At 56.3% G+C, this 23,045-nt stretch carries 24 protein-coding genes and 1 pseudogene; 9 read left to right on the forward strand and 16 right to left on the reverse strand.

Annotation, left to right across the window (positions count from 1 at the left end):
- Positions 1-198: 198 nt before the first annotated feature.
- Positions 199-1,377: pseudogene (locus tag GSUB_RS07140) on the forward strand (HD domain-containing protein); the annotation flags it as partial.
- Between the two features lie 175 nt (positions 1,378-1,552).
- The gene (locus GSUB_RS07145; protein WP_052464696.1) at positions 1,553-2,614 is read left to right on the forward strand and encodes a polysaccharide deacetylase family protein; all 1,062 of its coding nucleotides are present in this window, start codon (positions 1,553-1,555) and stop codon (positions 2,612-2,614) included.
- A gap of 112 nt (positions 2,615-2,726) precedes the next feature.
- On the opposite strand, the gene GSUB_RS07150 is transcribed toward GSUB_RS07145, so the two are convergent.
- The 14 genes from GSUB_RS07150 to GSUB_RS07215 form a co-directional block, all read right to left on the reverse strand.
- Positions 2,727-3,686, reverse strand: a complete 960-nt coding sequence (locus GSUB_RS07150; protein ID WP_052464697.1) for a glucosaminidase domain-containing protein — start codon at positions 3,684-3,686, stop codon at positions 2,727-2,729.
- 162 nt (positions 3,687-3,848) lie between these two features.
- A complete protein-coding gene (gspN, locus tag GSUB_RS07155; protein ID WP_040199960.1) occupies positions 3,849-4,745 on the reverse strand; it encodes a type II secretion system protein GspN in 897 nt (298 codons plus the stop codon).
- Positions 4,742-5,272 carry a type II secretion system protein M gene (locus GSUB_RS07160; RefSeq protein ID WP_040199961.1) on the reverse strand — a complete coding sequence of 177 codons (531 nt, stop codon included), beginning with the start codon at positions 5,270-5,272 and terminating at the stop codon, positions 4,742-4,744. The genes gspN and GSUB_RS07160 overlap by 4 nt, the downstream gene beginning before the upstream one ends.
- A complete protein-coding gene (gene gspL / locus GSUB_RS07165; RefSeq protein WP_040199963.1) occupies positions 5,269-6,666 on the reverse strand; it encodes a type II secretion system protein GspL in 1,398 nt (465 codons plus the stop codon). Before gspL ends, GSUB_RS07160 begins: the two co-directional genes overlap by 4 nt.
- A gap of 52 nt (positions 6,667-6,718) precedes the next feature.
- On the reverse strand, positions 6,719-7,672 hold the full coding sequence (gene gspK, locus GSUB_RS07170; protein ID WP_040199964.1) for a type II secretion system minor pseudopilin GspK: 954 nt from the start codon (positions 7,670-7,672) through the stop codon (positions 6,719-6,721).
- Positions 7,669-8,301, reverse strand: coding sequence for a type II secretion system protein GspJ (locus GSUB_RS07175; protein ID WP_040199965.1), 633 nt, complete (start codon positions 8,299-8,301; stop codon positions 7,669-7,671). The genes gspK and GSUB_RS07175 overlap by 4 nt, the downstream gene beginning before the upstream one ends.
- Complete coding sequence (locus GSUB_RS17980; RefSeq protein ID WP_084211836.1) at positions 8,276-8,695, reverse strand: type IV pilus modification PilV family protein; 420 nt, start codon at positions 8,693-8,695, stop codon at positions 8,276-8,278. The genes GSUB_RS07175 and GSUB_RS17980 overlap by 26 nt, the downstream gene beginning before the upstream one ends.
- Positions 8,670-9,200, reverse strand: coding sequence for a pilus assembly FimT family protein (locus GSUB_RS07185; RefSeq protein ID WP_040199966.1), 531 nt, complete (start codon positions 9,198-9,200; stop codon positions 8,670-8,672). Before GSUB_RS07185 ends, GSUB_RS17980 begins: the two co-directional genes overlap by 26 nt.
- On the reverse strand, positions 9,175-9,615 hold the full coding sequence (gene gspG, locus GSUB_RS07190; protein WP_040199968.1) for a type II secretion system major pseudopilin GspG: 441 nt from the start codon (positions 9,613-9,615) through the stop codon (positions 9,175-9,177). Before gspG ends, GSUB_RS07185 begins: the two co-directional genes overlap by 26 nt.
- Positions 9,616-9,807: 192 nt before the next feature.
- Positions 9,808-11,028 (reverse strand): type II secretion system inner membrane protein GspF, encoded by a 1,221-nt coding sequence (gene gspF, locus GSUB_RS07195; RefSeq protein WP_040199970.1) that lies wholly within the window; start codon positions 11,026-11,028, stop codon positions 9,808-9,810.
- A gap of 1 nt (position 11,029) precedes the next feature.
- Positions 11,030-12,727, reverse strand: a complete 1,698-nt coding sequence (gspE, locus tag GSUB_RS07200; RefSeq protein WP_040199972.1) for a type II secretion system ATPase GspE — start codon at positions 12,725-12,727, stop codon at positions 11,030-11,032.
- Positions 12,728-12,734: 7 nt separating this feature from the next.
- Positions 12,735-14,768, reverse strand: a complete 2,034-nt coding sequence (gene gspD, locus GSUB_RS07205; protein ID WP_040199974.1) for a type II secretion system secretin GspD — start codon at positions 14,766-14,768, stop codon at positions 12,735-12,737.
- Positions 14,769-14,962: 194 nt separating this feature from the next.
- On the reverse strand, positions 14,963-15,916 hold the full coding sequence (gene gspC / locus GSUB_RS17985; RefSeq protein WP_052464703.1) for a type II secretion system protein GspC: 954 nt from the start codon (positions 15,914-15,916) through the stop codon (positions 14,963-14,965).
- Positions 15,917-16,117: 201 nt separating this feature from the next.
- Positions 16,118-17,095 (reverse strand): DUF3187 family protein, encoded by a 978-nt coding sequence (locus tag GSUB_RS07215; RefSeq protein WP_052464705.1) that lies wholly within the window; start codon positions 17,093-17,095, stop codon positions 16,118-16,120.
- Positions 17,096-17,376: 281 nt separating this feature from the next.
- Here GSUB_RS07215 and GSUB_RS07220 point away from each other — a divergent pair, with 281 nt between their 5' ends.
- The 5 genes from GSUB_RS07220 (at position 17,377) to GSUB_RS07235 (ending at position 20,179) form a co-directional block, all read left to right on the forward strand.
- Entirely contained in the window at positions 17,377-17,796 is a 420-nt protein-coding gene (locus GSUB_RS07220) for a secondary thiamine-phosphate synthase enzyme YjbQ (protein WP_040199977.1), read from the forward strand.
- A 120-nt stretch (positions 17,797-17,916) separates the two neighbouring features.
- Positions 17,917-18,081, forward strand: a complete 165-nt coding sequence (locus GSUB_RS19620) for a hypothetical protein (protein WP_200890177.1) — start codon at positions 17,917-17,919, stop codon at positions 18,079-18,081.
- 15 nt (positions 18,082-18,096) lie between these two features.
- On the forward strand, positions 18,097-18,573 hold the full coding sequence (locus GSUB_RS07225) for a ferritin-like domain-containing protein (protein ID WP_040199979.1): 477 nt from the start codon (positions 18,097-18,099) through the stop codon (positions 18,571-18,573).
- A 234-nt stretch (positions 18,574-18,807) separates the two neighbouring features.
- The gene (locus GSUB_RS07230) at positions 18,808-19,044 is read left to right on the forward strand and encodes a hypothetical protein (protein WP_040199981.1); all 237 of its coding nucleotides are present in this window, start codon (positions 18,808-18,810) and stop codon (positions 19,042-19,044) included.
- Between the two features lie 223 nt (positions 19,045-19,267).
- A complete protein-coding gene (locus tag GSUB_RS07235) occupies positions 19,268-20,179 on the forward strand; it encodes a glutaminase (protein WP_040202229.1) in 912 nt (303 codons plus the stop codon).
- Between the two features lie 25 nt (positions 20,180-20,204).
- Here the strand turns inward: GSUB_RS07235 and GSUB_RS18550 are convergent, their stop codons facing one another.
- Positions 20,205-20,348, reverse strand: coding sequence for a copper resistance protein B (locus tag GSUB_RS18550; RefSeq protein WP_235269919.1), 144 nt, complete (start codon positions 20,346-20,348; stop codon positions 20,205-20,207).
- A 33-nt stretch (positions 20,349-20,381) separates the two neighbouring features.
- On the opposite strand from GSUB_RS18550, the gene GSUB_RS19020 reads away from it, so the two are divergent.
- Positions 20,382-20,651 carry a hypothetical protein gene (locus tag GSUB_RS19020; protein WP_158414053.1) on the forward strand — a complete coding sequence of 90 codons (270 nt, stop codon included), beginning with the start codon at positions 20,382-20,384 and terminating at the stop codon, positions 20,649-20,651.
- On the forward strand, positions 20,635-21,942 hold the full coding sequence (locus GSUB_RS19025) for a TIGR04283 family arsenosugar biosynthesis glycosyltransferase (protein ID WP_052464707.1): 1,308 nt from the start codon (positions 20,635-20,637) through the stop codon (positions 21,940-21,942). The genes GSUB_RS19020 and GSUB_RS19025 overlap by 17 nt, the downstream gene beginning before the upstream one ends.
- A gap of 196 nt (positions 21,943-22,138) precedes the next feature.
- On the opposite strand, the gene GSUB_RS07245 is transcribed toward GSUB_RS19025, so the two are convergent.
- Positions 22,139-22,966, reverse strand: coding sequence for a nitroreductase family protein (locus GSUB_RS07245; RefSeq protein WP_040199982.1), 828 nt, complete (start codon positions 22,964-22,966; stop codon positions 22,139-22,141).
- Positions 22,967-23,045: the final 79 nt, after the last annotated feature.

A 23,045-nucleotide genomic window follows, 5' to 3' on the forward strand; every position in this document is an offset into this window, starting at 1 on the left:
AAGACGATCCTCGAAAAGGCTTTGCGCGATATCATCTTGCCCGCGAATCCAAAACCCATTACCATAGGAACTTCACCTTCTGAAATATTCCTGTAACTGATCCAGTACGGTAGGCATATGCCTGAGTTTGATGAACGAACACAACAACGCATGATTTCTGAAATCATGGAGCTGCTGGTGACTCACTACGGTGGGGGCATGAGCGAGCAGCAACTCGATTCGTCCATCACCCTCCTGCAGAAAGCCATCGATCTCGCCCGCACCAGCCACGAGGGGCAGTTCCGCAAGTCCGGCGAACCCTATTTTTTTCATCCTCTGCGGGTTTCGCATCTGGCCGCCAGGCACTGGATGGATTTCAATTCCGTCTTTGCCGCACTACTTCATGATGTGGTTGAAGATACGCCCGTCACTCTTGAAGAGGTGCAGGATGAGTTCGGCGAAGAAGTTGCCGTTCTGGTCAACGGCCTGACCAAAGCATCCGATGAAAACCTCAGCCGTGAAACCCTCAAAGCCAAGACCTACCGTAAGACCGTGCTTCTGGCCATCGAAGATGTCCGCGTTCTATGCCTCAAATTCTGGGACCGTATCGACAATCTTCAAACCATCGGAGCACTGGCGCCCAACAAACAGAAGCTGATCGCTGAAGAGACGCGGGCTATTTATGTTCCCCTGGCCCGGCATCTCGGAATGGGGCGGGTTTCCTCTGAGTTGGAGGCGCTCTCCCTGCGCATCCTCTATCCCCGCCGCTACCGTCGTTATCGCAACACCATGGATCATCTGCGTGAGCGGGTCGATCCGAAGCTGCGCCGCATCCGTTCCAAATTTCAGAATGCGGCTGAAAAGCAGAAGCTCGACGTTCTTATTCGCGACCGCTGGCGTCCTTTTTCCATTCCTGCCGCCAAGGTGCTTGGCCGTGGCGTTTCCACGCTCTACACCCTGGAGATCCAGGTTGACCGAACTATGGACGCCTACCTCGCACTGGGCCTTCTGCACAGCCTTTTCCCGCCCATCCCAGGAAAGCTGCGCGACCATCTTCATTTTACCTCCCAGTTCGGCTACCAGGCGATTAAAACAACCGTTCAGGCGAACGAATATCGCATGCGGGTTGAAATCACCACGCGTAAGCTTGCGCGATTCAATGATTCCGGTGTGCTTGCGCCCGGATTCGAGTTCAGGGCCACCAATTTCCGCGGCTTGATGAAATCGCTTCTGGAGGGAGAGTCGCCTTTTGATACCGAGAGCCTGCGTTTGGCTTCGGCCTCCATTCAGGTTTATACGCCGGCCGGCGATATGCGTACGCTTCCCGAAGGAAGCAGTGCCCTTGATTTTGCTTTCGAGATCCATGAGGAGTTGGGACTTTATGCCCGACGTGCCCGCGTCAATGGACAAACGCGCCTGCTGCGTTACCGTCTGCTCGATGGCGACCAGGTCGCCATTGAAGCCAGTGCGGCCCCCGAGGTCCTGCCAAAATGGCTCGACTGGGCTGTGACACCCAAGGCGCGTAACGCAATCCGTCGCTTCCTGCGCAGTAAAGTTAAAGGAGATGGCAAAAATGATTGATGGAAGGAAATGGAGGCGACGCACAGTCGCCTTTTTTATCGGACTCGTATTGTTGTGCGGTACGGCCTGGGCCGATCAGGCGAATATCTTTGTTTATCATCGATTCGGTGATGACCGTTATCCCTCGACCAATATATCGCTGGAAGTGTTCCGGCAGCAGCTGACCTACCTGAAGGAGAACAGTTATCAGGTTCTGTCTTTGAGTGAGGTGGCGAAGCGCTTGCGGCTCGACAAGCCCCTGGGGGATAAGACTGCCGTCATCACCGTTGATGACGGTTACCAGAGCTTTCTTGAAGGGGCGGTGCCCCTGTTGCAGGAGTTTGGCTATCCCGCCACCCTGTTCGTTCAGGTTGAAAGCGTGGGAGGGCGTGGTTATCTGTCGTGGGATGAACTCAAAGAGGTAAAAGCGGCCGGGGTGGAAATCGGTAACCACTCCTACAGCCATCTCCACATGGTCAACCGCCTTGATGGTGAAAGTCGTGAGGAATGGCTGGGTCGGCTCAGAGCCGATATTGTGCGTGCCCAGCAGGCCTTCCGGAAGAACCTCGATTGCGAGCCGGAACTGTTTGCTTATCCCTACGGCGAATGGTCTCCGGAAGTTGTGGAATTGATCCGTGATCTCGGATTCAAGGCTGCGGCAGTGCAGACCTCCGGTGTGGTTGGTTCAGGGAGTGATGCTTTGCGGTTGCCTCGTTTTCCCATGGGTGGCCCATACGCGACCCTCGATGGTTTTCGTGAAAAAGCTCGGATGAAGCCCCTGCCGGTTCTTTCGATTGTTCCTGAAAACCCTGTGGTTGGTGACGCAAATCCCCCCAGCCTTGAAATTCAGATAGATCCAGCCGCAGGAATCGATCCCGGCCGTATCAATCTTTTTGTCGGTGGGCAGCCTCAGGGCGAGGTGCGCGTCGATCCGGACAACCCTTGGCGAATTGTTGTTCAGGCGAAAAATCCGCTGCAGGGACGACGGACTCAGTATACTCTGACGGCTCAGGGGGCCGACGGTCGGTGGCATTGGTTCGGGCGCCTGTGGCTTCGCCCCGAAGTGCCTGAGTAGATATCTGGATAAGACAACGCTGGAAAAATAAAGAAGCCGGGAGATTATTTTTCTCCCGGCTTCTTATTGACTGATGGCTGCTATGCCATGGGCCCCCTTGGGTCGATCCGCATCATGACCCGCGCAGGCTGGCCTGACTGAATTTGTTGAGTCGATTGTAGCGGATCATTTCGGCAATTTCCGCGACGTAGGCTTCGCGTCGGGTTGAATAGGCCAGAAGGCCCTTTGCCAGTTCCGTGCCTTGCAGCGGCTCATCCTGCATGCGCATCTGTGCGCGCAACTCGCGCAGCGGCGCGTAGGCCCCGTTGGTGTTGAGGTTGGCCATGTAGGATTTCAAAGAATCGTAGATGCTTGGAAATTTACGCACCTCGTAGCTCTCACCTTCAGGGCGATCTTCGGGGACGATCCCCGTTCCGGGAGTAAACGTCCATTCACCGAAGATATTGTTGGCCAGGCGGGCAAAGCGGGAGGTGCCCCAGGCGGATTCATTCGCGGCCTGAGCCAGCACCAGTGACGGCGGCAATATGTCGACCCGCGTGAGAAGTTTCTGTCGCACCGCCTCGTCCGTCAGGGGATCGCCTTTGATTTTGTAGCGGCGCTGGATGCTGGCCAAGCGTTCCAATTCTGACGCCCCAGGCAGTTTCCCTTTGTCAAATGAGTCAAAAAGCGAGATCAGTGTATCCCGTTCGGCCTGGATTTCTTCGTTGGCCATCAGAATCATGGGGAGCAGGGTCAGGAAAAAAAGCCGTTTTTTTTCACTCACAGCGCCAACTTCCTTAAGATCATCAGGCAGATTGTGAATGATGATTTTAGGTACGCCATGTACGTGGAGCGTGTCGAGATCATAGTTGTTCAGCGCAAAAAGGCGCTCGAGATCCTCCCGCGAATCCGGCGAGACATCAACTGGATCTTCCTTTTCCGGCTGCTGCTCCGCCGGAAAAGGAGGGGTTGGGGGCACATCAATAAAGGTGGTTCTGGCCTCCTTGGGTTCGGATGACTGATGACATCCGCCAAGCCCGAGCATGACCAGAATGAGGGTGAAAAAAGCGATGTAAGAGTAGAGAATCTTCATTGTCTTCCGTAATAAAATTGTTTTAACTGTTTGAACTGGCTGCATTTTTCGCTTTCATTATAAAAGATAGAATGCCACGCGCAACTCTATGATTGCCAAACCATGAGTTGCGGTGGCGGAAGCGGTTCTTGCAAACTTGGGGCCATAACGTATGGGGAAAGTTTAACGCAGGCTGGGTTGTGCGAGGGAGCCGCTGAGGCGAAGATTAAAAGTGCCGTTGCGGTCAGGAGTTACGCCGCTGAGGGTCAACAGGTCGCGCAGGCCGGGGTCAAGATCCGGACCGGGAGTCAATGCGATCTGGGCATTGATTCGGCTCTGCTGTGGTGTTGTTGCAACAAGAATTGTGGCTTTTCCATCAACCTGTATTTCTCCTCCGGCAGCGGAGAGATTTTCAATTTTGAGATTTCTGCCCTGCAGCTTTCCTTCAATGCGGACTGTGCCGAGGCTGAGCCGGTCCCGGGAGATGCCGAGCCGTTCAAGTCCGGTGACGGCAGCCTGTTCAAGCTGCAGATCGAATACCGATTCGGTGGATTCAGCGGAGGGATCCCCGTCGGAAGAAAAAGTCCCGGACAGAACCCCTTGAGCCTTGTAATCCATCTCGCCGGGAAAATACGGAGCGATGGAGGCGCCGATGATTTCCGTTTTCGTGTCTGCTCCCGTGATGAAGAAACCTTCAATGCTTCCATCCGCCAGTTGAGCGGTGAAATTCACACCGCTCTGAGCCGTCATAAGCGCACCCCAGCGCGGAGACAACTTCACTTGAGGAATATTCACCGGCGGCCAGGGGTCGGCGGCTGGAGACCAGATGATGTCGGAGAGCTGCAGTGACAACAGGGGCCGCAGGGAAAGTCGGCCGATTGAGACGGACTCTCCCGTCTCACGCTGAATCATCTGTTCTGCACGCACACGCAGGGCTTCGGTTGGGAAAAAGGCCAGAAGAGCGGCGAAGAAGGCAACTATCAGCAGTAGAAATGCGCCAAGATGCAGCCCCAGGGTGTTTTTATCTTTCGGTTTCCTGTCGCTGGATTCGGTACGAAAAGAACGGATTGAAAATTTCATGATGCTCTCTGATACGAGGAAATGACCAGAACGGTGTCGAAGCGGGATCGATCGTCAAACCGAGACTTGATGCGCAGGGAACGGGTCGTGAGAAACGCATCAGCCTGTTCCAGCGCATGAAGCAATTTGACCAGTTGCGGCAATTCCAGGCGCTCCAGGCGCATCTCCACCGACTCTTCACGGTATTCACCGCGTGTGGACGTATTTTGCGGCCGCATGGAAACCAGCCGGTCCCGCACGCCCGACCGGGTGGTGACCTCTTCGAGAAAAGAAAACAGGGAAAAATCGCGTGCAGCATTACCCAGGCGCCGCTCTGAAGTGTCGAGTTCCTTTTTCAGAGTCAGGTATTCCCGGCGTAGCTCATGGATGTTCTGCAGTTGCTTCTGCCGGCTCTCGATGCGGGTTTCGTGGCGTTCAACCGCCGCATGGTACGGGGCGAGTACGCCGAACCACAACAGCGCCAGAACAACGCAGATTCCGCCCCCGAAGACAAATATTTTTTCACGTTGGCTCAAAGAGCTGATCATGGCGCAGGCTCCTGTGTCGAGAGTGTCAGGTTGAGCCTGAAATCGACTTTTTGACCGTCAAGGCTCATTTTCGCATTGGAAATCTTGCTCTCGGAAAACAAGGGAGACTCTTGAAGTTTCTGTGAAATCCGGTTGATCGCTTCAAATGATTCGGTGACACCTTCAATTCTGATCTCATTGTCGCCATAGACCAGTTCCCGTACATCGATCGTCAGGTCCGTTGGTGTCCGCAACGAGATCTCACGCAGAAGGTTAAGGGCCGAGCGATCCTTGCCGATACCGAGGATCAGGCTCTTTTCCCGCAGCTCCGCAAGTTTTGCCTGCATCTGGGCGGAAACATCGACAATCACCGTTGAACCGGGGAAGGTCTGCCGGTAGACCCGGTTCATCTCTTCACCCAGATTTTTGGCGCGGGATTCGAGATGTGAAAGTCTGAAATAACTTCCGGCAGCCCAGACGGTAACAAGCAGGCCGAGAATCACTCCAAGAGTGATCATCTGCCGCCGGAACCCGGCCCATTGCCCACGGGGGGCCAGGTCGCCCTGCAGAAAGTTGAACTGCCGCTCCCGTGCCGGGATCGCCGCCCGCAGCGCCAGTGTCGCGGCGGGAAGCATGGCCGGCGTCAGAGCGGTTTCGCCCGCCTTGAGTTGCGGGAAATGAACTTTCATCCCGTCATTCTCCAACCGGCTCCGCAGTGCATCATTGACGCCACTGCCCATCAGGGCAATGATCGGTTGCTGATCCTTGTGGTTGGACGCGGCAAGTGAGAAATAGTCGCGCGCAATGAGCTGCGCCAGCTTCTCAACCGGAGGCTCTTCCCGGAACAGGTGGCAGCGAAAATCTCTGACCTGCCCGTTTTCAACCAGGGATACCGTGCCCTGGGACTTTTCTATCGAAACAAGAACCCCGTCCGGAAAATCCTTTTTCAAGCCGGCTGCATAGCAGAAAGGCGCAAGATCCACGATCTGGGGAAGGTGTCCGGTCTCCTCGAAAGGTGTGATGCACGCACGCACCGCCTCTTGCCTGACGGCCGCAGCTGGAATCCTGAACTGGCCATCCACAGGCTGTCCTGAAAGAAAATCAGTCACCAGTTCGTCATTGACCGGGATCTGGCTGCCCAGGGTCAGGGGCAGTGCCGAAGCGATTTTCTTGGGATCATTGAAGGGAAAGTCCAGGTAACGGAAAAAACCCTCATTCGCCGGAAGATTGAGGGCGAGACGGTCCCCGAACGCCGGTTCAGGCAGCGCTTTTTCGATCACTTCGCTCAGCGCCTCGGGCATGGGCACTTCGTAGCTGCCATGGTCGGTCAGTACCGGGCCGCCCTTGGCAGCCTCCGCGACCGCCACGCGCAGGAACTCTCCGTCAAAATCGATGCCGATAAATTTTTTGGCCATTACTTTATGCACTCGCAAAACTCAGAGAATGGCTAAGCCATCATTATTGCCGTCAATGAACCCGTAGAAAAAGAATATTATTCTGAGGTTTCGCCACCACAGCCTCGATCACGCGGGTGCCTTCATTGACCCAGGCCTGGGAGCGTACCCGATAAAAATCACTTCTGAAACCGATACTGTAATCCAACTCTGCACTGGTAGGAAAAAGCTGCCACAGGCCGGGAAACTTCTCCTTGAAATCTTCCAGATCACGAAAGGGCTCGATGTCCCGTGCCGATGCGATATCCCGCGCTTCCTCCAGCGTAATGCGATCTTCTTCGTCGAAATAAAGAGTCGCAATTACTTCAGGGGTCGCGGTATTGAGGTTGACGCCGCTGTCGCCGTAAATGGTGACATGGGGCTTGAGCTGTGCGACGACCTCCGGGGTAAAGCCGCGAACCAGGGATAACTCCTCAAAGCTCTTCAGGGGGCCGTTGCGGGCGGAATACCCGGGATCGCGCGAAAGGTATTCATTGCTTTCGGCGCCGAGCAGACCATCCTGTACGTACTCCTCGTCGTCAGTGTCGATCCAGTCGATGAGCGCCGCGACCAGGTCCGGGCCGTCGGGGAATTCGAGAATTTCGAAAAGCCGCAGAAAGCGCTCTTTCTGTACACTCTGCGGGTTGTTTCCAATGACAAGAGAATTGATCGCCAGGCGCCCGTCCTCGTCGGTAATATCAATCGTCAGAAAACCTTCTCCCACCGGGAAGTTGGCAACCCCCTGGCTCCACATCTCATCTTGGCCGTCATAATTGTTCTGATCTTCCTGCAGAATCATCTGTCCGGCGCGAATTCCGCCCCGCGCCAGGTAATAGGCGCGGCTGCGATCGCGAAAAGTCTCAGCCAGGCGCAGGTCCACCAGCGTGGAAAAGGCGAAATCGCTTAAAAGCGCCGAAAGCAGCGCCATCACGACAAGGACCAGCAACAGAACCATGCCGCGCTGTTGACGCAGGGGGCTGACTATCATCGATTGCTCTCGAAACGAGGGATCTCAAAGGCGGTTCTAAAAGACTGCCGGACCTCGTCGACTTCAAGTTCAAGGAACAGTTCCACCATGCGGGGTGGAGATGACTGAAACTGAGTCCATTCATCCTGCCATTCGCGCCCATCATGAAAGCGCACCAGAAAAGCGCGAATCCCGCCGAATAATCGGTTCTCCATGACTTCGCTGTCCGCCCCCGGCAGCAGGGACTGTTCTTCACGTATCAGTTCCGGCAGCGCGTAACGGTCCTCGGGGTCATCGCGAACCTCGTAGCGAACACGGGAAAAACCGGTGGCACGGGGAAGCGAGGGAGACGTGACGGAGGTCGTCAATTCCAGGAAAAAACGACCGTCCGTATTTTCCCCGCCGAGAAAAGTTCCTTGCTCCCCCGAGGCATGGAAACTGCGGATCTCCCGCCCCATTCGATCGAACAGCACTCTCGCCTGATGAAATGCAAGGGCGTCGCTTTCAACGCGTTCCTTCGAGGCGACCACACCTGAAAATATCCCGTAAACCGTCGTCAGGACGATGGCCGTTACAGTCAGGGCAATCAGCACCTCAAGAAGGGTGAATCCGCGCTGTCTGTTGTCAGAGAGCGCTTTCGCGGAAGACAAAACTGTTGATCTCCACATATTCACTCTTTTCGATCGGCCCCCAGCGCACCATCACATTGACCTGCTGTATCGAGGGGAGCATGGTGTCTGCGAAAGCGATCTCCCATCGATAAACTTCAAAAGGTTCTTCAAAAACGCCTTCATTCTCGATTTCACGTCCGCGGCCAAGCTGATAAAATGTTTCCACCTCGGTCATTTTCTGCTCGGCCAGCAGCGTGGCGTGGGTGACCCGCTGAACTTCCGAGCGCACCCCGATGGAGCGGTTGGCCAGAGAAAGCAGGGCGACCAGTGCCGTGCCCATAATGACCAGGGCGATCATGACCTCGAGCAGGGTGAACCCCCTGTCTCCGTGCCGGTCGATGCGCTGCTCAGCGTAATTCACGATGGCCATCATAAAATTCCGCCGTGCCGGTCAACGGCGAGAACCGCAGGGTCATTTTCTTCTCGCCGTCAATAAGATGCAGGGTCGTTTCATCGAGCCAGCCCACCGGATGAATGACCATCTCCGCAGTGCCCGATGAAATGGTTCCTCGCCCCTCAACCCTGATCCGGTGCATGCGTACCGAACCCGGCAGCTTGGCCGGCTTGTAACGTCCGGTGACCTCTTCCCATTCACCATTCTCCAGGCGTTGCTGCTGCGCGGTGATCAGGTTGTCGTCCAGGTCGAACTGCAGGCGGAAAGGCAGCCCTTCCAGTGCCGATTCGTTGTACAGGTATTTCACACTGCCGGCAAGCCGTCGTCCGGCGCGGTTGAGGTCGGCGTCGCCGACATGCCCGAGCAGGGGGATGGAAAGGGCAGACATCAGGGCGATCAGCAGCACCACGATGGCGAGTTCCGCCAGGGTGAACCCCTTCTGATTGCGCGTGATGATGCTATTCGATATTCCAGCTTTCGACATCCGCGTCCTTGCCTTCGCCGCCGGGTTCGCCATCGGCGCCGTAGGAGATCAGATCATAGTCGCCGTGGATGCCGGGGCTGAGATAAATGTAAGGATTGCCCCAGGGATCGAGCGGAATCTTGCCGATGTAGCCGCCTTCTTTGTAATTGTTGGGAATGCGGCCTGTTTCAGGTTTGTCCACCAACGCCTGCAGTCCCTGCTCGGTGGTCGGGAAATAGCCGTTGTGCAGCTTGTACATGGCAAGGGCTTCCTCAAGGCTTTTGATCTGCACCTGAGCCTTGGTGCGACGCGCTTCTTCGGGTTCGTCGAGCAGACGCGGGACCACGATCCCTGCCAGAATCCCGAGGATGATGACGACGACCATGATTTCAATAAGGGTAAAGCCGCGCTGACACTGTCTGAGATATTTGTTCATCGTTTTCCTCTCGTTGATTGAATTTATGGTGCAATAAATCGGATTTGTAACTGTTCAGCATGGGACCGCAACTCCCATGTCAAGGGACGCTTTTCGCCATCCATGGCCGCTTGACTGGCGCCCTCCATGGCGCCAGACACCCTTGCCATGGGAGTTGCGGTCCCATGCCCGACCGTCCCCAATTCCCTTCAGCTATCCGATCCCCTGGCTGGCCTGGAAGATCGGCAGCAGAATCGCCAGAACGATGAATCCAACCACCGTCCCCATCAGCAGGATCATCACCGGCTCAAGCAATGAAAGCATAGCATTGATGGCGGAATCTACCTGGTGTTCGTAAGCATCAGCCACTTTGAACAGCATCTCTTCCAGTTCACCGCTTTTTTCTCCGACAGCCGCCATCTGGCTGACCATCGGTGGAAAAACGCCGGCTCGCTTCAGCGGCTGGGCCAGGCTCTCACCCTCTCGCACAGCGACGATCGTGTCTTCGATGGTTTCGACCAGCACGCGGTTGCCCATCAGGTTTTTGACGATCTCGAGGGCTGCAAGCAGGGGAACCCCGCTGCGCAGCAGCGTGCCTAAAGTGCGGGTGAAGCGGGCTGTCGCCAGCAGCAGATTGAGTTTCCCGAAAACCGGTGCGGTCAACTTGCGTTTATCAAAGTTCAGACGGCCTTTTGGTTTTTTAACATATTGCTGGAAAATAAACAGTCCCGCCGCCAGGATAACAAGCATCAACCACCACCAGGCGGATAAAAAATCACTCACACCAATCAGGGCGCGCGTTGCAAAGGGGAGGGTCTGGCCCAAATCTTCCAGCATGCGTGTCACTTTAGGCACCACGAACGCCATCAGGAAGAACAGAACCCCTGTGCCGATCAGAGCCATCAGCACCGGGTAGGCCATGGCCGCCTGAATGCGGGAGCGCAGCCGGGCCTGCTCCTCGAGAAAATCAGCCAGGCGGTGCATGGCCTGGTCGAGGGTGCCGCTGCTTTCACCCACCTGGATCATGTTGACGTAGAGATCGGAAAACAGCCGTGGATGCTGGCTCATGGCATAGTACAGAGATTGTCCTTGAACGATCTCTTCGCGAACCTGGTTGAGGGTCTTGCCCAGCAGGGGGTTCTCCAACTGCCCGGCAATGGTGGCCAGTGTTTCGTCCAGGGAGATGCCTGCACTCAGAAGGGTTGCCATCTGCCGAGAGGCAACGGCAAGATCGGCTGCAGAGACCTTTCTCCGGCTAAAAGAAAAATTGAATCTGCCGCTGTTGCGGGTCTCGGCGGACTGCTGCGACACCTCGGTGACAATGATGCCGCGGGACTTGAGCTGCTGAATAATTGCCCGGCGGCTGGTGCCTTCGGCGACACCGCGGACTTTTTTTCCCCGGTTGTTGAATCCGTCGTACTCGTAAAGCGCCAACTCAGCCTTCCTCCTGGGTCACGCGCATGACCTCTTCCAGAGTGGTCTGCCCGGCAAGGGCTTTGGCCAGGCCGGCCTCGCGCAGTGCCACCATCCCCGCCCGGCAGGCGGCATTCTTGATGGTGGCCGAATCGCTTTTTTTCAAAACCAGGTCGCGCACCTGCTCATCCACCGTCAACAGTTCGTAAATGCCTGATCTGCCGCGGTAGCCGATGTCCATGCACTTTTCGCAGCCCCGCCCGCGGTAGAACGTGGCGCCGTTGGGGAATGCGGCGGAAAGTCCCATCTCCTCCAGCGCTTCCGTCGAAGGCTGGTAACTCTCCTTGCAATGCGGGCAGATGGTTCGCACCAACCGTTGCGCCATGACGCCGACAACGGATGACGCAATCAGAAACGGCTCGATCTGCATCTCCACCAGGCGCGTGAGGGCACCGGCGGAATCGTTGGTGTGCAGGGTTGAAAAAACCATGTGGCCGGTCAACGCCGACTGCACGGCAATCTCCGCTGTTTCACCGTCGCGAATCTCACCAATCATGATGATGTCCGGATCCTGTCTCAGGATCGAGCGCAGTCCGTTGGCGAAGGTCAGGTTGATCTTGGGATTGACCTGAATCTGCCCGACGCCGTTGAGCTGATATTCGATGGGATCCTCAACCGTGATGATATTTTTTTCGCGGCTGTTGAGCCGGGTCAGGGCCGCGTACAGGGTCGTGGTTTTACCCGAACCGGTGGGGCCGGTCACCAGGAAGATGCCATGGCTTTTGTGAATCATGGGATTGAGACGCTGAAGCAGAGCCTTTTCCATGCCGATGTCTTCCAGCGTCAGGACGTTGGAGCTTTTGTCCAGCAGGCGCATGACGACCCGCTCGCCGAATGCGGTCGGCAGGGTCGAGACGCGCACGTCCACATCTTTGCCTGCAATGCGGACCCGGAAGCGCCCATCCTGCGGCAGCCGCTTTTCGGCGATATTGAGGTTCGACATGATCTTGACGCGGCTGATGATGCCGGCGTGAGCCTTGATCGGCGGCTTGAGAACCTCGTAGAGGATGCCGTCGATGCGGTAGCGCACGATCATCTCCCCTTCAAACGGCTCAATATGAATGTCGCTGGCGCGTTCGCGGTAGGCCTGGGTCACCAGGCTGTTGACGAAACGGATGATCGGTGCTTCATCCGACGTATCGATCAGGTCCGCCGGTTCCAGATTGCCCGCAAATGAATCGGCGCCGCTTCCACCGATGTCGGCGATGATTTCTTCGGTTTCTCCGGCCCGTGTCTCATAGGCCTGGTTGATGGCGCGCAGGATTTCAGTCGGGGTCGCCACGGAGGCCTCGACCGGCTCGCCGGTCAAAGCGGAGAGGTCGTTAAGAGGGCGGTTGTCTCCAGGATCCGCCATGACAAGGACGATGTCACCGTCACTCCGGATCGGGAAAACTTTGAATTCCTTGGCAAAGCCGATGGGCCATTGGTCCAGCAGATCGTGGTCGATGGAACCCGTGGAGATCGACTCGACAAAGGGCAGATCGTGCTGGCGGGCGAGGGCGCGCGCAAGCTGCTCGGAGCTGATGACTTTGCGCTCGAGCATAATCTCGCCGAGGCGGCGCTCGTCGTTTTCCTGCGCGGCGAGGGCCTGCTCGAGGGCTTCCTCGGAAAGCCCGGCGTCCTCACGCAGTATTTGACCGATATGTTGCCAGGAGGTCATGACGGGATCAGTTCTCCATAAGCTCGGGGACTGCCCCTTCAAGGTTGAACTGCTGGTCGGTCCAGGTTTCCCTGGTGGTCTCGTCGGTCATGTCAAGATCCTGGAATTCATTCATGCCTCTGCGGGCGCGGCGGGTCACCCGCTCCAGGTCTTCCGCGTTCTGAATGATATGAGGCGTGATAAAGATCAACAGGTTGGTTTTGTTCTCCTGGGTTGAGGTCCGTTTGAACAGCCAGCCGAGCACAGGGATATCGCCAAGCAGAGGCACCTTGGTGACGGATTCTTCGACCTTGGTATCGATGAGCCCGCCGAGGACAACGGTGCGGCTGTTTTCTGCAAGCACGGTGTTGCGCAGCAAACGTTTGGTGAAGGTCGGCCCGACCTCGTTGTTGGTCGACTGAACAGAGGTGATTTCCTGATAGACGTTGAGCCGGACCAGGTCCCCCTCGGTAATCTGCGGGGTGAAGCGCAGAGTCAGGGCCGCATCCTGCCGCTCGACGGAAACGCTCTGCGCCAGGCTGTCGCTGCCGCCGCGATCGGTCAGGCGGGAGGTGATGATCGGCACGTTTTCGCCGACGATGATTTCAGCTTCCTCGTTGTCCGAAGTCAGCAGGCGAGGTGCTGAAAGGATGTTGACGTCGCCGTCGGTCTTGGACAGATCGATCAGGGCCGACAGGGCAGGCACCTGGACTTCATTGCCCTGTGCATCAATCACGGTAATCATGTTGAACAGACCGCCGAGCAGGATCCCTTCGATGGTTTGGGTCAGCATGTTGGAGGGGTCCGAGATCGAGGCGAACCCCTCAGGGCGGTTGGTGCCGCCGAAAATAGCACTCTCATCGCCGGTGGCGACCGCCCCCTGCAGGGTGGCGCCGAGTCTCTGCGTCGCGCCCATGGACAGTTCCATAATCAGCGCTTCGACATAAACCTGCTTTCTCTTGATGTCGAGTTGCTGAATAATTTTGCGGATGGTGTCGTAATCTTCCGGGGTGCTGTTGATAATCAGGGAATTGGTCGGTTTGTCCGCCGTGATAGTGACCGCCTCCAGGGTTTGTTCTTCGGCCTGGCCGGAGGCAGTCCGGCGGGCGGCGGCGGTTGTGTTCTGCGTCTTGATGCCGGTCAGGATCTGGTTGAGGGTCTCCGCCAGGGTTTCAGCGTCGGCATTTTCAAGATAATAGACCTGAATCCCGGAACGTGTCTGCGAAGGGCGCTGGTCCAGGCGTTTCACCAGGCTCTTGATCATCTCCATTTCTTCGGCCGCGGCCAGCGCGACCAGGACATTGGTCGGCTTGAAGGGGATGATCTTGCCGGGCTCTTTGCCGCCCGCTGCGGCCACATTGGCCGCTGTCCGACGTCGTGTCTGGGTGGTCTGCTGTTCAATGAACTGCGTCACGAGGGCGGCGATTTCTTCCGCTTCGGCATGATCAAGCTGTATAACCTCGAGGTTGTCCACCTTGCTGGGAACATCGAGCCGGCGCAGAATTCCCGCCAGTCGGTCTATATTGGCTGCACTGTCTGTAATGATCAGCGTATTGGAGGGCGGATAGGCCACGATGTTGCTGGTCTTGGGCACCAGGGGGGCAAGGACCGTAGAGGCGATTTCGGCGGCATCGACGTTCTCCAGGGTGATCAGCCGGGTCACATACTGCTCTCCGCCGCCGGTCGGCCGTCCCTGAGTGATGATCGGCAGATTGCTCTCTTTGGCGTCTTTGATCATGACGATCTTGTGGACCTTACCGCTGGGGACGACGGTGTATCCCTTGACGTTGAGCACGCTGAGAAACACGTTGTAGGCCTCATCCAGCGTCATGCGCCGCGGCGAGATGATGGTGACCTTGCCGCGTACGGTTTCGTCATAGACGAAATTCCGCCCGGTCAGTTCGCTCATGGTCTGAATCAGGTCAGGCAGTTCGATATCTTTAAAATCGACGGCAATCCCTTCGCCGGGCGGGGAACTCTGAGCCAGTGCCGGAAGGGGCGGAGCGGTCATTGCCAACAGCGCAACGGCAAGGATGGAGAAAATGATCGATCGGACAGTCAAGGCAGCTACTCCCGAAAAAAATTTAAGCTGAATATGGAAAAAGGAATCCGTGTTACAACCTGTTCAGCATGGGGTCGCATCTCCCATGATAAGGGACACTTTTCGCCATCCCTGGCGCCAAACACCCTTTTCATGGAAGATGCGACCCCACGGGCCGGAAAGATACTCCGTGTTTACAATGGAACATGAAGAAATCAATTGATTTCATAATTGAAAGTCGTCGGCTCGCCGCCGCGCAGCAGGTCAACCGAAATGCTGCGCGCCTCGCGCAACTGCTGAAAAATCTGCAGCGCTTTTTCGGGGCTGTTCAGATCGATGCCGTTGATCTTCATCAGAACGTCTCCACGCCGGATGCCCAGCATGTCGAGCAGCGTATTGGGCCGGATCATGCGGACCACAAAACCCTGGGTCTGGCCGTCAACGATGCGCGGCTCCACCCGTGCCTGACGCAGCAGTTCGTTAAGATTGCCGCGCGCGCCATCGGCGGACTCTCGCGGAATGACCCAGCGGTTTTCGCCGACTTCTTCGATGTTGTAAGGGTTCTCTTCTTTACCGTTCTTCTGTGTCGCAGCGGCCGTTGCTTTTTGAGCTTCGGCGGGCGGGGGTGCGCCGTTCATTTCAGCGACCAGCGTTTTCGTGTCGCCTTCGCCATATTTGATGGTCACCGAATGTCTGTAAATCCGGTCCACCACGCCGCCGTCAGGCAGCTCTGCCCCCAGCGCATAAACATCGGTGTTGCGGCCTTCCTGCAAAACAGCCAGTGAGGCGTCGCCGCCGACCACAGTGCCGATCAACGTGTAGTCTTTACGATTCTGAGTTGAAGGGGCGGTCTCTGCCGATCCCTGCGTGACCTCAGCTCTTCTGGCTGTGGTTCGTGACGGGGCCGTATCCTCTTCAACCAGAACAGATGTGACCGGTGCAGTGGAATTAAAAATATTGCGATCAAGAATGACCTGATAATCAGACAGCGGGCGTTTTCCGGCGACTTCGCTGCGACCGGCAACGGCCTGCACGTCAAGCTGGGCGGGAGGGGTCAGCAAAATCCCGAGAACCAGTGCGGCCAGCCAGCCCAGGGCGATTCCCAGCAGAGCGATGAAAAAAAGATAAATCCCGGGGAAATAGCGATGAAGCAGGGCCGCAGCCGTCATGAATTGTTCCGTTTGCGATAGAAGGAGGCGATCATGATCCGGTAATCGGGCTTAAAGGTGAAAATCTACAAAAATTAACCGTTCTTTTTTATCACAAGATAAGGTTCGCGGTAAACCCAAAGCGTCATTTTATAGCGCCGATTCGCGAAAGGTCGCGAAAGGTGCCAGACGTACCCGACGTACCCGACGTACCCGACGTTTTCAGAAGCGATGCTTCCAGGCGATATGAAAGACAACATCGGAGGCGGTGTCCACCACGACATCTTCGGTGACGCACAGGTCAACGCTGTCGGTATCGCCCAAGTGCAATGTCCCGCCGATGGCCAGCTGGGCGGAAGCCGAATCGATCTGGTCAAGGGCGCTGTCCTTATAGAATGAGCTGTGACCGTCGAGCTGCAGCTTGAAGGAGACGAGGCGCCAGGGTGCCCAGTCGAATCCCAGGCTGCCGAATCCCACCATATCACGCTGCTGGTCCGCGAGGATGTCACCCTCGGTCAGCCACAGAACTCCCCCCGAAGCGAACAGGGTCAGATTGTAGCGGGACAGGCTCTGCGCATCCGTCAGGGCCAGGCCCAGGTGCAGATCCGTTGCGCCGCTGCCGCGCAGGCGGTCCGAATCGCCGGTCGGCAGCTTGATTCCGCCCCTGAGAGCCAGAGCGCGACGGTTGCCCGGGCTGCTCTGGATCAGCTGGTAGCCGAGGTGCAGGGTCAGGTCACCGATGCCGGTGCCGGTATCGCTCATGCTCAGTTCGGAGGTTGAGCCTCCTCGATCATAGCTGTAGTCGATCTGCCCGCGCGGCGTATCTTTGCGACCGTTCTGGGGCAGGCCGAACGCGTCGTGCCAGTTTTCGATAAAGCCATCGAAAATCCCCGTATTGTGTGAAACAATGGGAACCTCAAGACCGATCTCCCAACGCGGTGCGATGCCGTGACTCAGAAAAAGAGTCGCGCGGCTGGTTTCACCGTCGAACCAGACCGATTCTTCCCCTTTTTGATCCCAGGTGAAATTGTTGGCGGTTTCCAGGGCCAGAGTTGAGTCGGTGTGCCCCGCCGGGGTCAGGTCGCCGCCTTGTGCGGCGGGCAGCCCGAAAATCTGGATAATCGGCGACATGTTGCGGGTGAAAAATGGAGAGGCGAAGGTGGACTGAGCATCGGAAATCGAAGGCAGTGCAAAACTCAATAAGAATAGAATCCCAGTGATTTGATATGAAAACCTGCGCACAGTACCTCCCCGGATCACTCCTTGGCGTGAAAAAGGTGTTGGAAAACGCCTATGAATCTAAACGATTTTTAAAATTTGTCAAAGTGTTTTTCTGCTGATCAATCAGGGTAATTCTACATACAAGGGGTTGCCCGGGAAGGCATGACATTTTAATCTTTAATGGCAACTGTTGAGCATGAACCGCAGGGCATGTCCGGTGAGTAATAATCTTCAGGAAATATTTCAAGGAGGTTTGATTCATGAAGTCCTACCGTAAGGAGTTGTGGTTTGAAATCCCGTCCCGCCGCGGCTTTGTCAACATCACCGGCGAGGTAGAAGACTGTCTGCGCGAGAGCGGCATCACCGAAGGGCTGTGTCTCGTCAACGCCATGCACATTACCGCTTCGGTTTTCATAAACGATGACGAGCATGGGCTGCACCAGGATTTTGAACGATGGCTCGAGCAGCTTGCCCCGCATGAACCCCTGAATCTCTATAAACATAACAACACCGGGGAGGATAATGGCGACGGGCATCTCAAGCGCACGATCATGGGGCGTGAAGTGGTGGTTGCCATCACTGATGGTAAACTTGACTTCGGCCCGTGGGAGCAGATCTTTTACGGGGAGTTTGACGGACGGCGCCGCAAGCGGGTGCTGGTCAAGCTCATCGGCGAGTAACCTGACCCTTCTGTCGGGAGCTTCGAAGAGGCCCCAGATTGTATACAATAAGCTTGTGCCGTATTTCCAAGTGTGCTAGAAAAATTGAAATTCTCGGGATTTCCAATTTTGGAGACGGCCATGGAAACGATCAAAACGGCTTCTTTTGAATCACTCATCGATGCTGCCGAAAAGCAGCCGGATGGGGGATACATTTTTCGACTCGAGGGCGCCGAATATCGCATCAAGGATGTCCTCGAAATTTCCAGAATTGCGGAAAAGCATGGCTATATCGTGATCTACTGAAATGGAGGAGAAGACATGAGCGACGATTCCCAAGTTTGTTATACCTATGAAGCTGCCCTTGAAAAAGCCGTGGAGATGGAAGACGGCGGCTTTCGCAATTATCTCGATGCCATGCGCAAGGTCAAGGACCGGCAGGCCCAGAAAATCCTGAAAGACGCTGCGCTGGACGAGCTTGATCACAAGCATGCCCTGGAGAAAGCCATGCTCGAAGGCACCATCGAAGGGCGCCATGCCATGGATCAGCCGGTTAAAACCATGAATCTCGATTATGTGCTGCACCAGGAAGAGCTGCCCCCCAATGCCGATGCGCGGCAGGCCTTGGCCTACGCCATTCACCTGGAGAAAAACGCCATCGATTTCTATAAAAAGATGCAGTCCGGCTGCGAAGGCGCGCCCATGGCGTCGATTTTCGAAAAGCTGCTCAACGACGAAACCCGCCATCTTCAGCAGCTTGAAGATTTGTATGAAAAAATCTTTATGACTGAAAACTAGCTGCGTAGAATGTCAGGAAATTCTGGATAATGATGTTTTTTTTTGGTTTCTTCAAGCCGCCGCAGGGATCTTCTTGCGGCGGTTTTCTTTTTAGTCTCATGGTGTGAAAAAGCTAGTTTAATACCATATTTTTTAATTTTTTCGCAGACTTTCCAGTTTTGAAAAACAGTGTTATATAAATAATACAGGCAATAGAGTTGCTGCAGGTTGACAAACAGATCATAGGGGGAAGAAATGACACCTTCAGAGTTCGTGATGGGTCTGTTCGCCTTGTTTGTTGCGCTGTTTTCACTGGGGCGCGGATTGTCGGAGGAGGAATTCTACCGGCTGACCAAGCTCAAGAAGGCCCTGGGGCGCACTCACGGGATCCTCTGTTTTTTCCTGACCGATGTCGCCCTGCCACTGGTGGTCGGCATCATGTACCTGAGCAAGAGTGCCGCGGATTCGGGTGTTCTCTACATGGTACCCTGAGCCTACGCCGTAACCGCTCTGCAAAGATCTGAATAATCCTTAAAGGAATCGGTGCTTTTCTCTGATCCCCTCCCTCCCTCCCTCCCTCCCTCTGTGTTTTCTATATAGCCCCCGATTTACCCGTACATGTCTTCCCCGCCTTATTTCTGGTCTTGCGTCTTTTAATCAATACCGCTCTCGGGTAGGATTGAAGTTTATCAACCCCCTGTTGGAAACAGATATTATGAAACTTGGTAAAATTCTCAAGCAGATCGGCGAGGAGATGGCTTCGCGGGAGGAGCGGGGCAGGGTGGCCGGCTACATCCCCGAACTTGCCGCCATCGACCCCCACCAGTTCGGCATGGCGGTGGCGCTGGCTGACGGACGGGTGCTCAGCGTGGGGGACGCGGATGAGCCTTTTTCCATCCAGAGCGTTTCCAAAGTATTTACCCTGGCCCTGGCCCTCGGGCGTTACGGAAATCAGCTCTGGCGTCGCGTGGGACGTGAACCGTCCGGGAGGTCGTTCAACTCGATCCTGCAGCTCGAACAGGAGAACGGCATCCCGCGCAACCCCTTTATCAACGCCGGGGCCATTGTGGTCACCGATGCCATCCTGGCCGGCAGCACTCCGCGTGAAGCGCTTGCGACCCTGATGACCTTTATCCGCACCGCGACGGACGACGATACCATCTATATCAATGACGAGGTGGCACGTTCCGAACGGGAAACCGGCCACCGCAATTATTCCCTGGCGCATTATCTGCGCAGCTGCGACAACCTGCTGCATCAGCCCGACTGGACTCTCGGGACTTATTTCCATCAATGCGCGGTGGAGATGAGCTGCCGGCAGCTGGCCAGGGCGGGACGATTCCTGATCAATTCATCGGGTATGCCGCAGATGATCTCTTCCATGCGCGTGCGGCGCATCAATGCGCTGATGATGACCTGCGGTCACTACGACGGCTCGGGAGATTTTGCCTACCGGGTCGGTCTACCGGGGAAAAGCGGTGTCGGCGGCGGAATCCTGGTGATCGTTCCGGGGCGCGCCTCCATCGCGGTCTGGTCGCCGGGCCTCAACAACCTGGGTAATTCCAAGCTGGGCACCGAAGCGGTCGAGATGCTGGCGCAACGCACGCACTGGTCAGTCTTCGGATAACCCTCCCGCAGGAATCAGCCGTTTTTCAGAACCAGAAACGAATCCCCGCGACCAATCCGGATGAGCTTGTGTTGCCGCCTTCCTTGCCGATCTCATGGGCCGTTTCGCCGACCTTGCGGTTCCAGGTGACCCCGACATAGGGGGCGAATTTGCGGCTGATCTGATACATCAGGCGGGCGCCAAGCGTGACATCGGTGATCCCTTGCCATTGTTCATGATCATGTTCACGCCACTGATGTTCGAAGCGGTCAGCCTTGAAGGTGGCTTTTTAATCGCCGATCACTGCCACAAAGAGGATGGGCGAATTTACAGAAAAGATGTTGCTTTATCACCGGGAGGTTGTTTTTCAGTGGCGGGATGTCCTTTATTCGGCGTTTCGATCATGGTAGGGTATCTTGATTTTGTTGGTATCTGTGCTGTTTTGCATCTCGTATCATGGGGATTTGTTTTTATATATGAATCAAATAGATAGGCTTATCATCTTCACCCGTTTTCCAGTTTCTGGACGTGCCAAAACACGCCTGATTCCCACCCTGGGCGCTGATGGCGCTGCCGATCTGCAGCGCCGCATGACGGAGTACACCCTGAAGCAGGCGCTGGCCGTTGGGATCCAGGTCGAGGTTCGCTTCACCGGCGGCAGTGTTGAACAGATGCAACAGTGGCTTGGGGACCGACCCACCTATATCGATCAAGGGGAGGGCGATCTGGGGGTGCGGATGAACCGTGCTGTTCAGGAGCATTTCGAGCAGGGTGCGCGACGGGTGGTCATCATCGGTTGTGACTGTCCCGAGAACCGCAGCGACACGATCGCCCGAGCTTTCGAACTGCTGGAAAATGAACCCTGCGTCATCGGCCCCGCCCATGACGGCGGTTATTACCTGATCGGCCTCAATCACCCGCAGCCGGATCTTTTCCGAGAAATCGAGTGGGGTACGGCGCAGGTTCTCGAACAGACCCTCGCTGCATCTTCCCGGCAGATAAAACTCCTGCCGACACTTGCCGATGTGGATGAAGCCGAAGATCTGCCCCTTAAGATTTCAGTCATCATTCCCGCCCTCAACGAAAAAGCGCATGTCGGAAGGGTGATTTCGGAGGTTCTGGAAGGATTCAATGTCGAATGCCTGGTGGCTGACGGCGGCAGCGATGACGGCACCCGTGAACTGGCGCAAACGGCTGGAGCCGTAGTCTGCCACAGCAGCCCTGGCCGCGCGCGACAGATGAATGCCGGCGCCGAACAGGCTTCCGGCGATATCCTGCTGTTTCTGCATGCCGACTCCCGCCTGCCCAAAGAGTGGGACACGCAGGTGCGCCGCACCCTGATGCACCCAAAGGTGTCACTGGGAGCCTTCCGTTTTGCGGTCGATAAAAACTCAATGGGATTTAACCTGATCACCTGGGGTACGAACCTGCGTTCCCGCTGGTTCAAGCGGCCTTACGGCGACCAGGGGCTGTTTCTTAAACGCGACCTGTTCAAAAGGATCGGCAGGTTTGCAGACGTTCCCATCATGGAAGATGTGGCTCTGGTCCGTAAAGCACGCCGGGAGGGGAAGGTTGTCACTCTGAACCAACCGCTGATCACCTCGGCGCGACGCTGGAAAAAGCACGGCCTGTTCAAAACCACCCTGTACAACCAATACGTTCTTCTCGCCGCATCCACCGGAGTTGATCCGGTGGAACTGAATCAAGCCTATCGGCAGGGGAGGAATCCTCTGCCGTTGATTTTCAAGCGGTTGAAGGCGCGGGGAGTGAGGAGTGAGGAGTGAGGAGTGAGGCAGGTTCGGAAAAGGAGATCGGAGCCCCACTTCGCCAAGGGTATTTGTCGCCAGGGATGGCGACAACTAAGCGCCAGGGATGGCTTCATGCGGCCCTTGGCGAAGTGGGGTTCCGATCTCCGGATTGAGACGGTGGGAAAAACACCCCGCGACAATACAGTAACGTCACGGGGGTGTTTTTTTCGATTCACTTTTGTAAGCGCGCTATCAGCGCAGGAGAGTGCTGCACCGTGCGCGGATAAGTGACCGCCGGCGGACCGAAAGCCATCATGTAGCCGATCTCGTGATCCTCGGGGATGCCCAGACGGCTCTGCAGATGCGGCACCAGCTCGGTGTAGGCCCACATGGCCAGACCGTCCCAGACCGTGCCGACGCCCAGGCTCTGGGCGAAAAGCTCGAAGTAGGAGAGGGCGATCAGACCATCCTCCTTGGGAGCCGGACATTTCTTCGGCGTCGAAGTGATCAGCAGGTGCGGTGCGCCACGGAACAGGATGTCGACGCCCTTGTCGCGCCATGCCGCGACAAATGCAGCAAACATCAGCCGGTTGTTGGGCAGCGCGTCGCGATCGACCACCTCGCCCAGCGCCTCCATGGTCTCTTCGCGGATCGCCTGCATCACCTCGCGGTCATCGATCACCGTCAAACGCACCTGGCGGGCATTCACCCCCGTGGGCGCATGCCAAGCCACGTCCAGCAGGCGTTGCAGAAGCTGCGGATCAAGATTTTCATCCCGATAGCGCCGCACCGAGCGCCGCCCCTTGATCAGGGTCTCCAGCTGATCCGGATCGGGCAGATGCCCTTCGACGGGCTGGCTGTCCTCGGGGACCTTGCCGAGAATTGAAACAGCCGCCGTCGGGCAGATCGCCATGCAGTGCTGGCAGCCGATGCAGGCGGACTCCTTTTCCTCCGGGATATGCGGGAAATCATCCCCCATACGGATGATGCCCACCGGGCAGTCATTGACGCACAGTTCACAACGGGTACATTTTTTCTGGTCGATTTTGAAATCAAGCATGTATACTGTCCTCCTTTTTTGGGAAAGAGATGAGGGGCAAGGGATAAAAAATGCGATTACCAGTAAAAATCAGCTTGCT

The sequence above is a fragment of the Geoalkalibacter subterraneus genome (genome assembly GCF_000827125.1).
GTDB classification, from domain to species: Bacteria; Desulfobacterota; Desulfuromonadia; order Desulfuromonadales; family Geoalkalibacteraceae; genus Geoalkalibacter_A; species Geoalkalibacter_A subterraneus.

Excerpts from the sequence above, each read along its gene's own strand:
- GSUB_RS07245 (WP_040199982.1), bottom strand. The coding sequence starts at position 22,966 with ATGCTTGATTTCAAAATCGACCAGAAAAAATGTACCCGTTGTGAACTG.
- gspG (WP_040199968.1), bottom strand. The coding sequence starts at position 9,615 with ATGAACAAATATCTCAGACAGTGTCAGCGCGGCTTTACCCTTATTGAA.
- gspK (WP_040199964.1), bottom strand. The coding sequence starts at position 7,672 with ATGATAGTCAGCCCCCTGCGTCAACAGCGCGGCATGGTTCTGTTGCTG.
- GSUB_RS18550 (WP_235269919.1), bottom strand. The coding sequence starts at position 20,348 with ATGTATCAGATCAGCCGCAAATTCGCCCCCTATGTCGGGGTCACCTGG.
- GSUB_RS07150 (WP_052464697.1), bottom strand. The coding sequence starts at position 3,686 with ATGAAGATTCTCTACTCTTACATCGCTTTTTTCACCCTCATTCTGGTC.
- GSUB_RS07185 (WP_040199966.1), bottom strand. The coding sequence starts at position 9,200 with ATGTCGAAAGCTGGAATATCGAATAGCATCATCACGCGCAATCAGAAG.
- GSUB_RS07145 (WP_052464696.1), top strand. The coding sequence starts at position 1,553 with ATGATTGATGGAAGGAAATGGAGGCGACGCACAGTCGCCTTTTTTATC.
- GSUB_RS07230 (WP_040199981.1), top strand. The coding sequence starts at position 18,808 with ATGACACCTTCAGAGTTCGTGATGGGTCTGTTCGCCTTGTTTGTTGCG.
- gspL (WP_040199963.1), bottom strand. The coding sequence starts at position 6,666 with ATGGCCAAAAAATTTATCGGCATCGATTTTGACGGAGAGTTCCTGCGC.
- gspC (WP_052464703.1), bottom strand. The coding sequence starts at position 15,916 with ATGACGGCTGCGGCCCTGCTTCATCGCTATTTCCCCGGGATTTATCTT.
- GSUB_RS19025 (WP_052464707.1), top strand. The coding sequence starts at position 20,635 with ATGAATCAAATAGATAGGCTTATCATCTTCACCCGTTTTCCAGTTTCT.
- GSUB_RS19620 (WP_200890177.1), top strand. The coding sequence starts at position 17,917 with ATGGAAACGATCAAAACGGCTTCTTTTGAATCACTCATCGATGCTGCC.
- GSUB_RS17980 (WP_084211836.1), bottom strand. The coding sequence starts at position 8,695 with ATGATGGCCATCGTGAATTACGCTGAGCAGCGCATCGACCGGCACGGA.
- GSUB_RS07225 (WP_040199979.1), top strand. The coding sequence starts at position 18,097 with ATGAGCGACGATTCCCAAGTTTGTTATACCTATGAAGCTGCCCTTGAA.
- GSUB_RS07235 (WP_040202229.1), top strand. The coding sequence starts at position 19,268 with ATGAAACTTGGTAAAATTCTCAAGCAGATCGGCGAGGAGATGGCTTCG.
- gspE (WP_040199972.1), bottom strand. The coding sequence starts at position 12,727 with ATGACCTCCTGGCAACATATCGGTCAAATACTGCGTGAGGACGCCGGG.
- GSUB_RS07220 (WP_040199977.1), top strand. The coding sequence starts at position 17,377 with ATGAAGTCCTACCGTAAGGAGTTGTGGTTTGAAATCCCGTCCCGCCGC.
- gspN (WP_040199960.1), bottom strand. The coding sequence starts at position 4,745 with ATGAAATTTTCAATCCGTTCTTTTCGTACCGAATCCAGCGACAGGAAA.
- GSUB_RS07160 (WP_040199961.1), bottom strand. The coding sequence starts at position 5,272 with ATGATCAGCTCTTTGAGCCAACGTGAAAAAATATTTGTCTTCGGGGGC.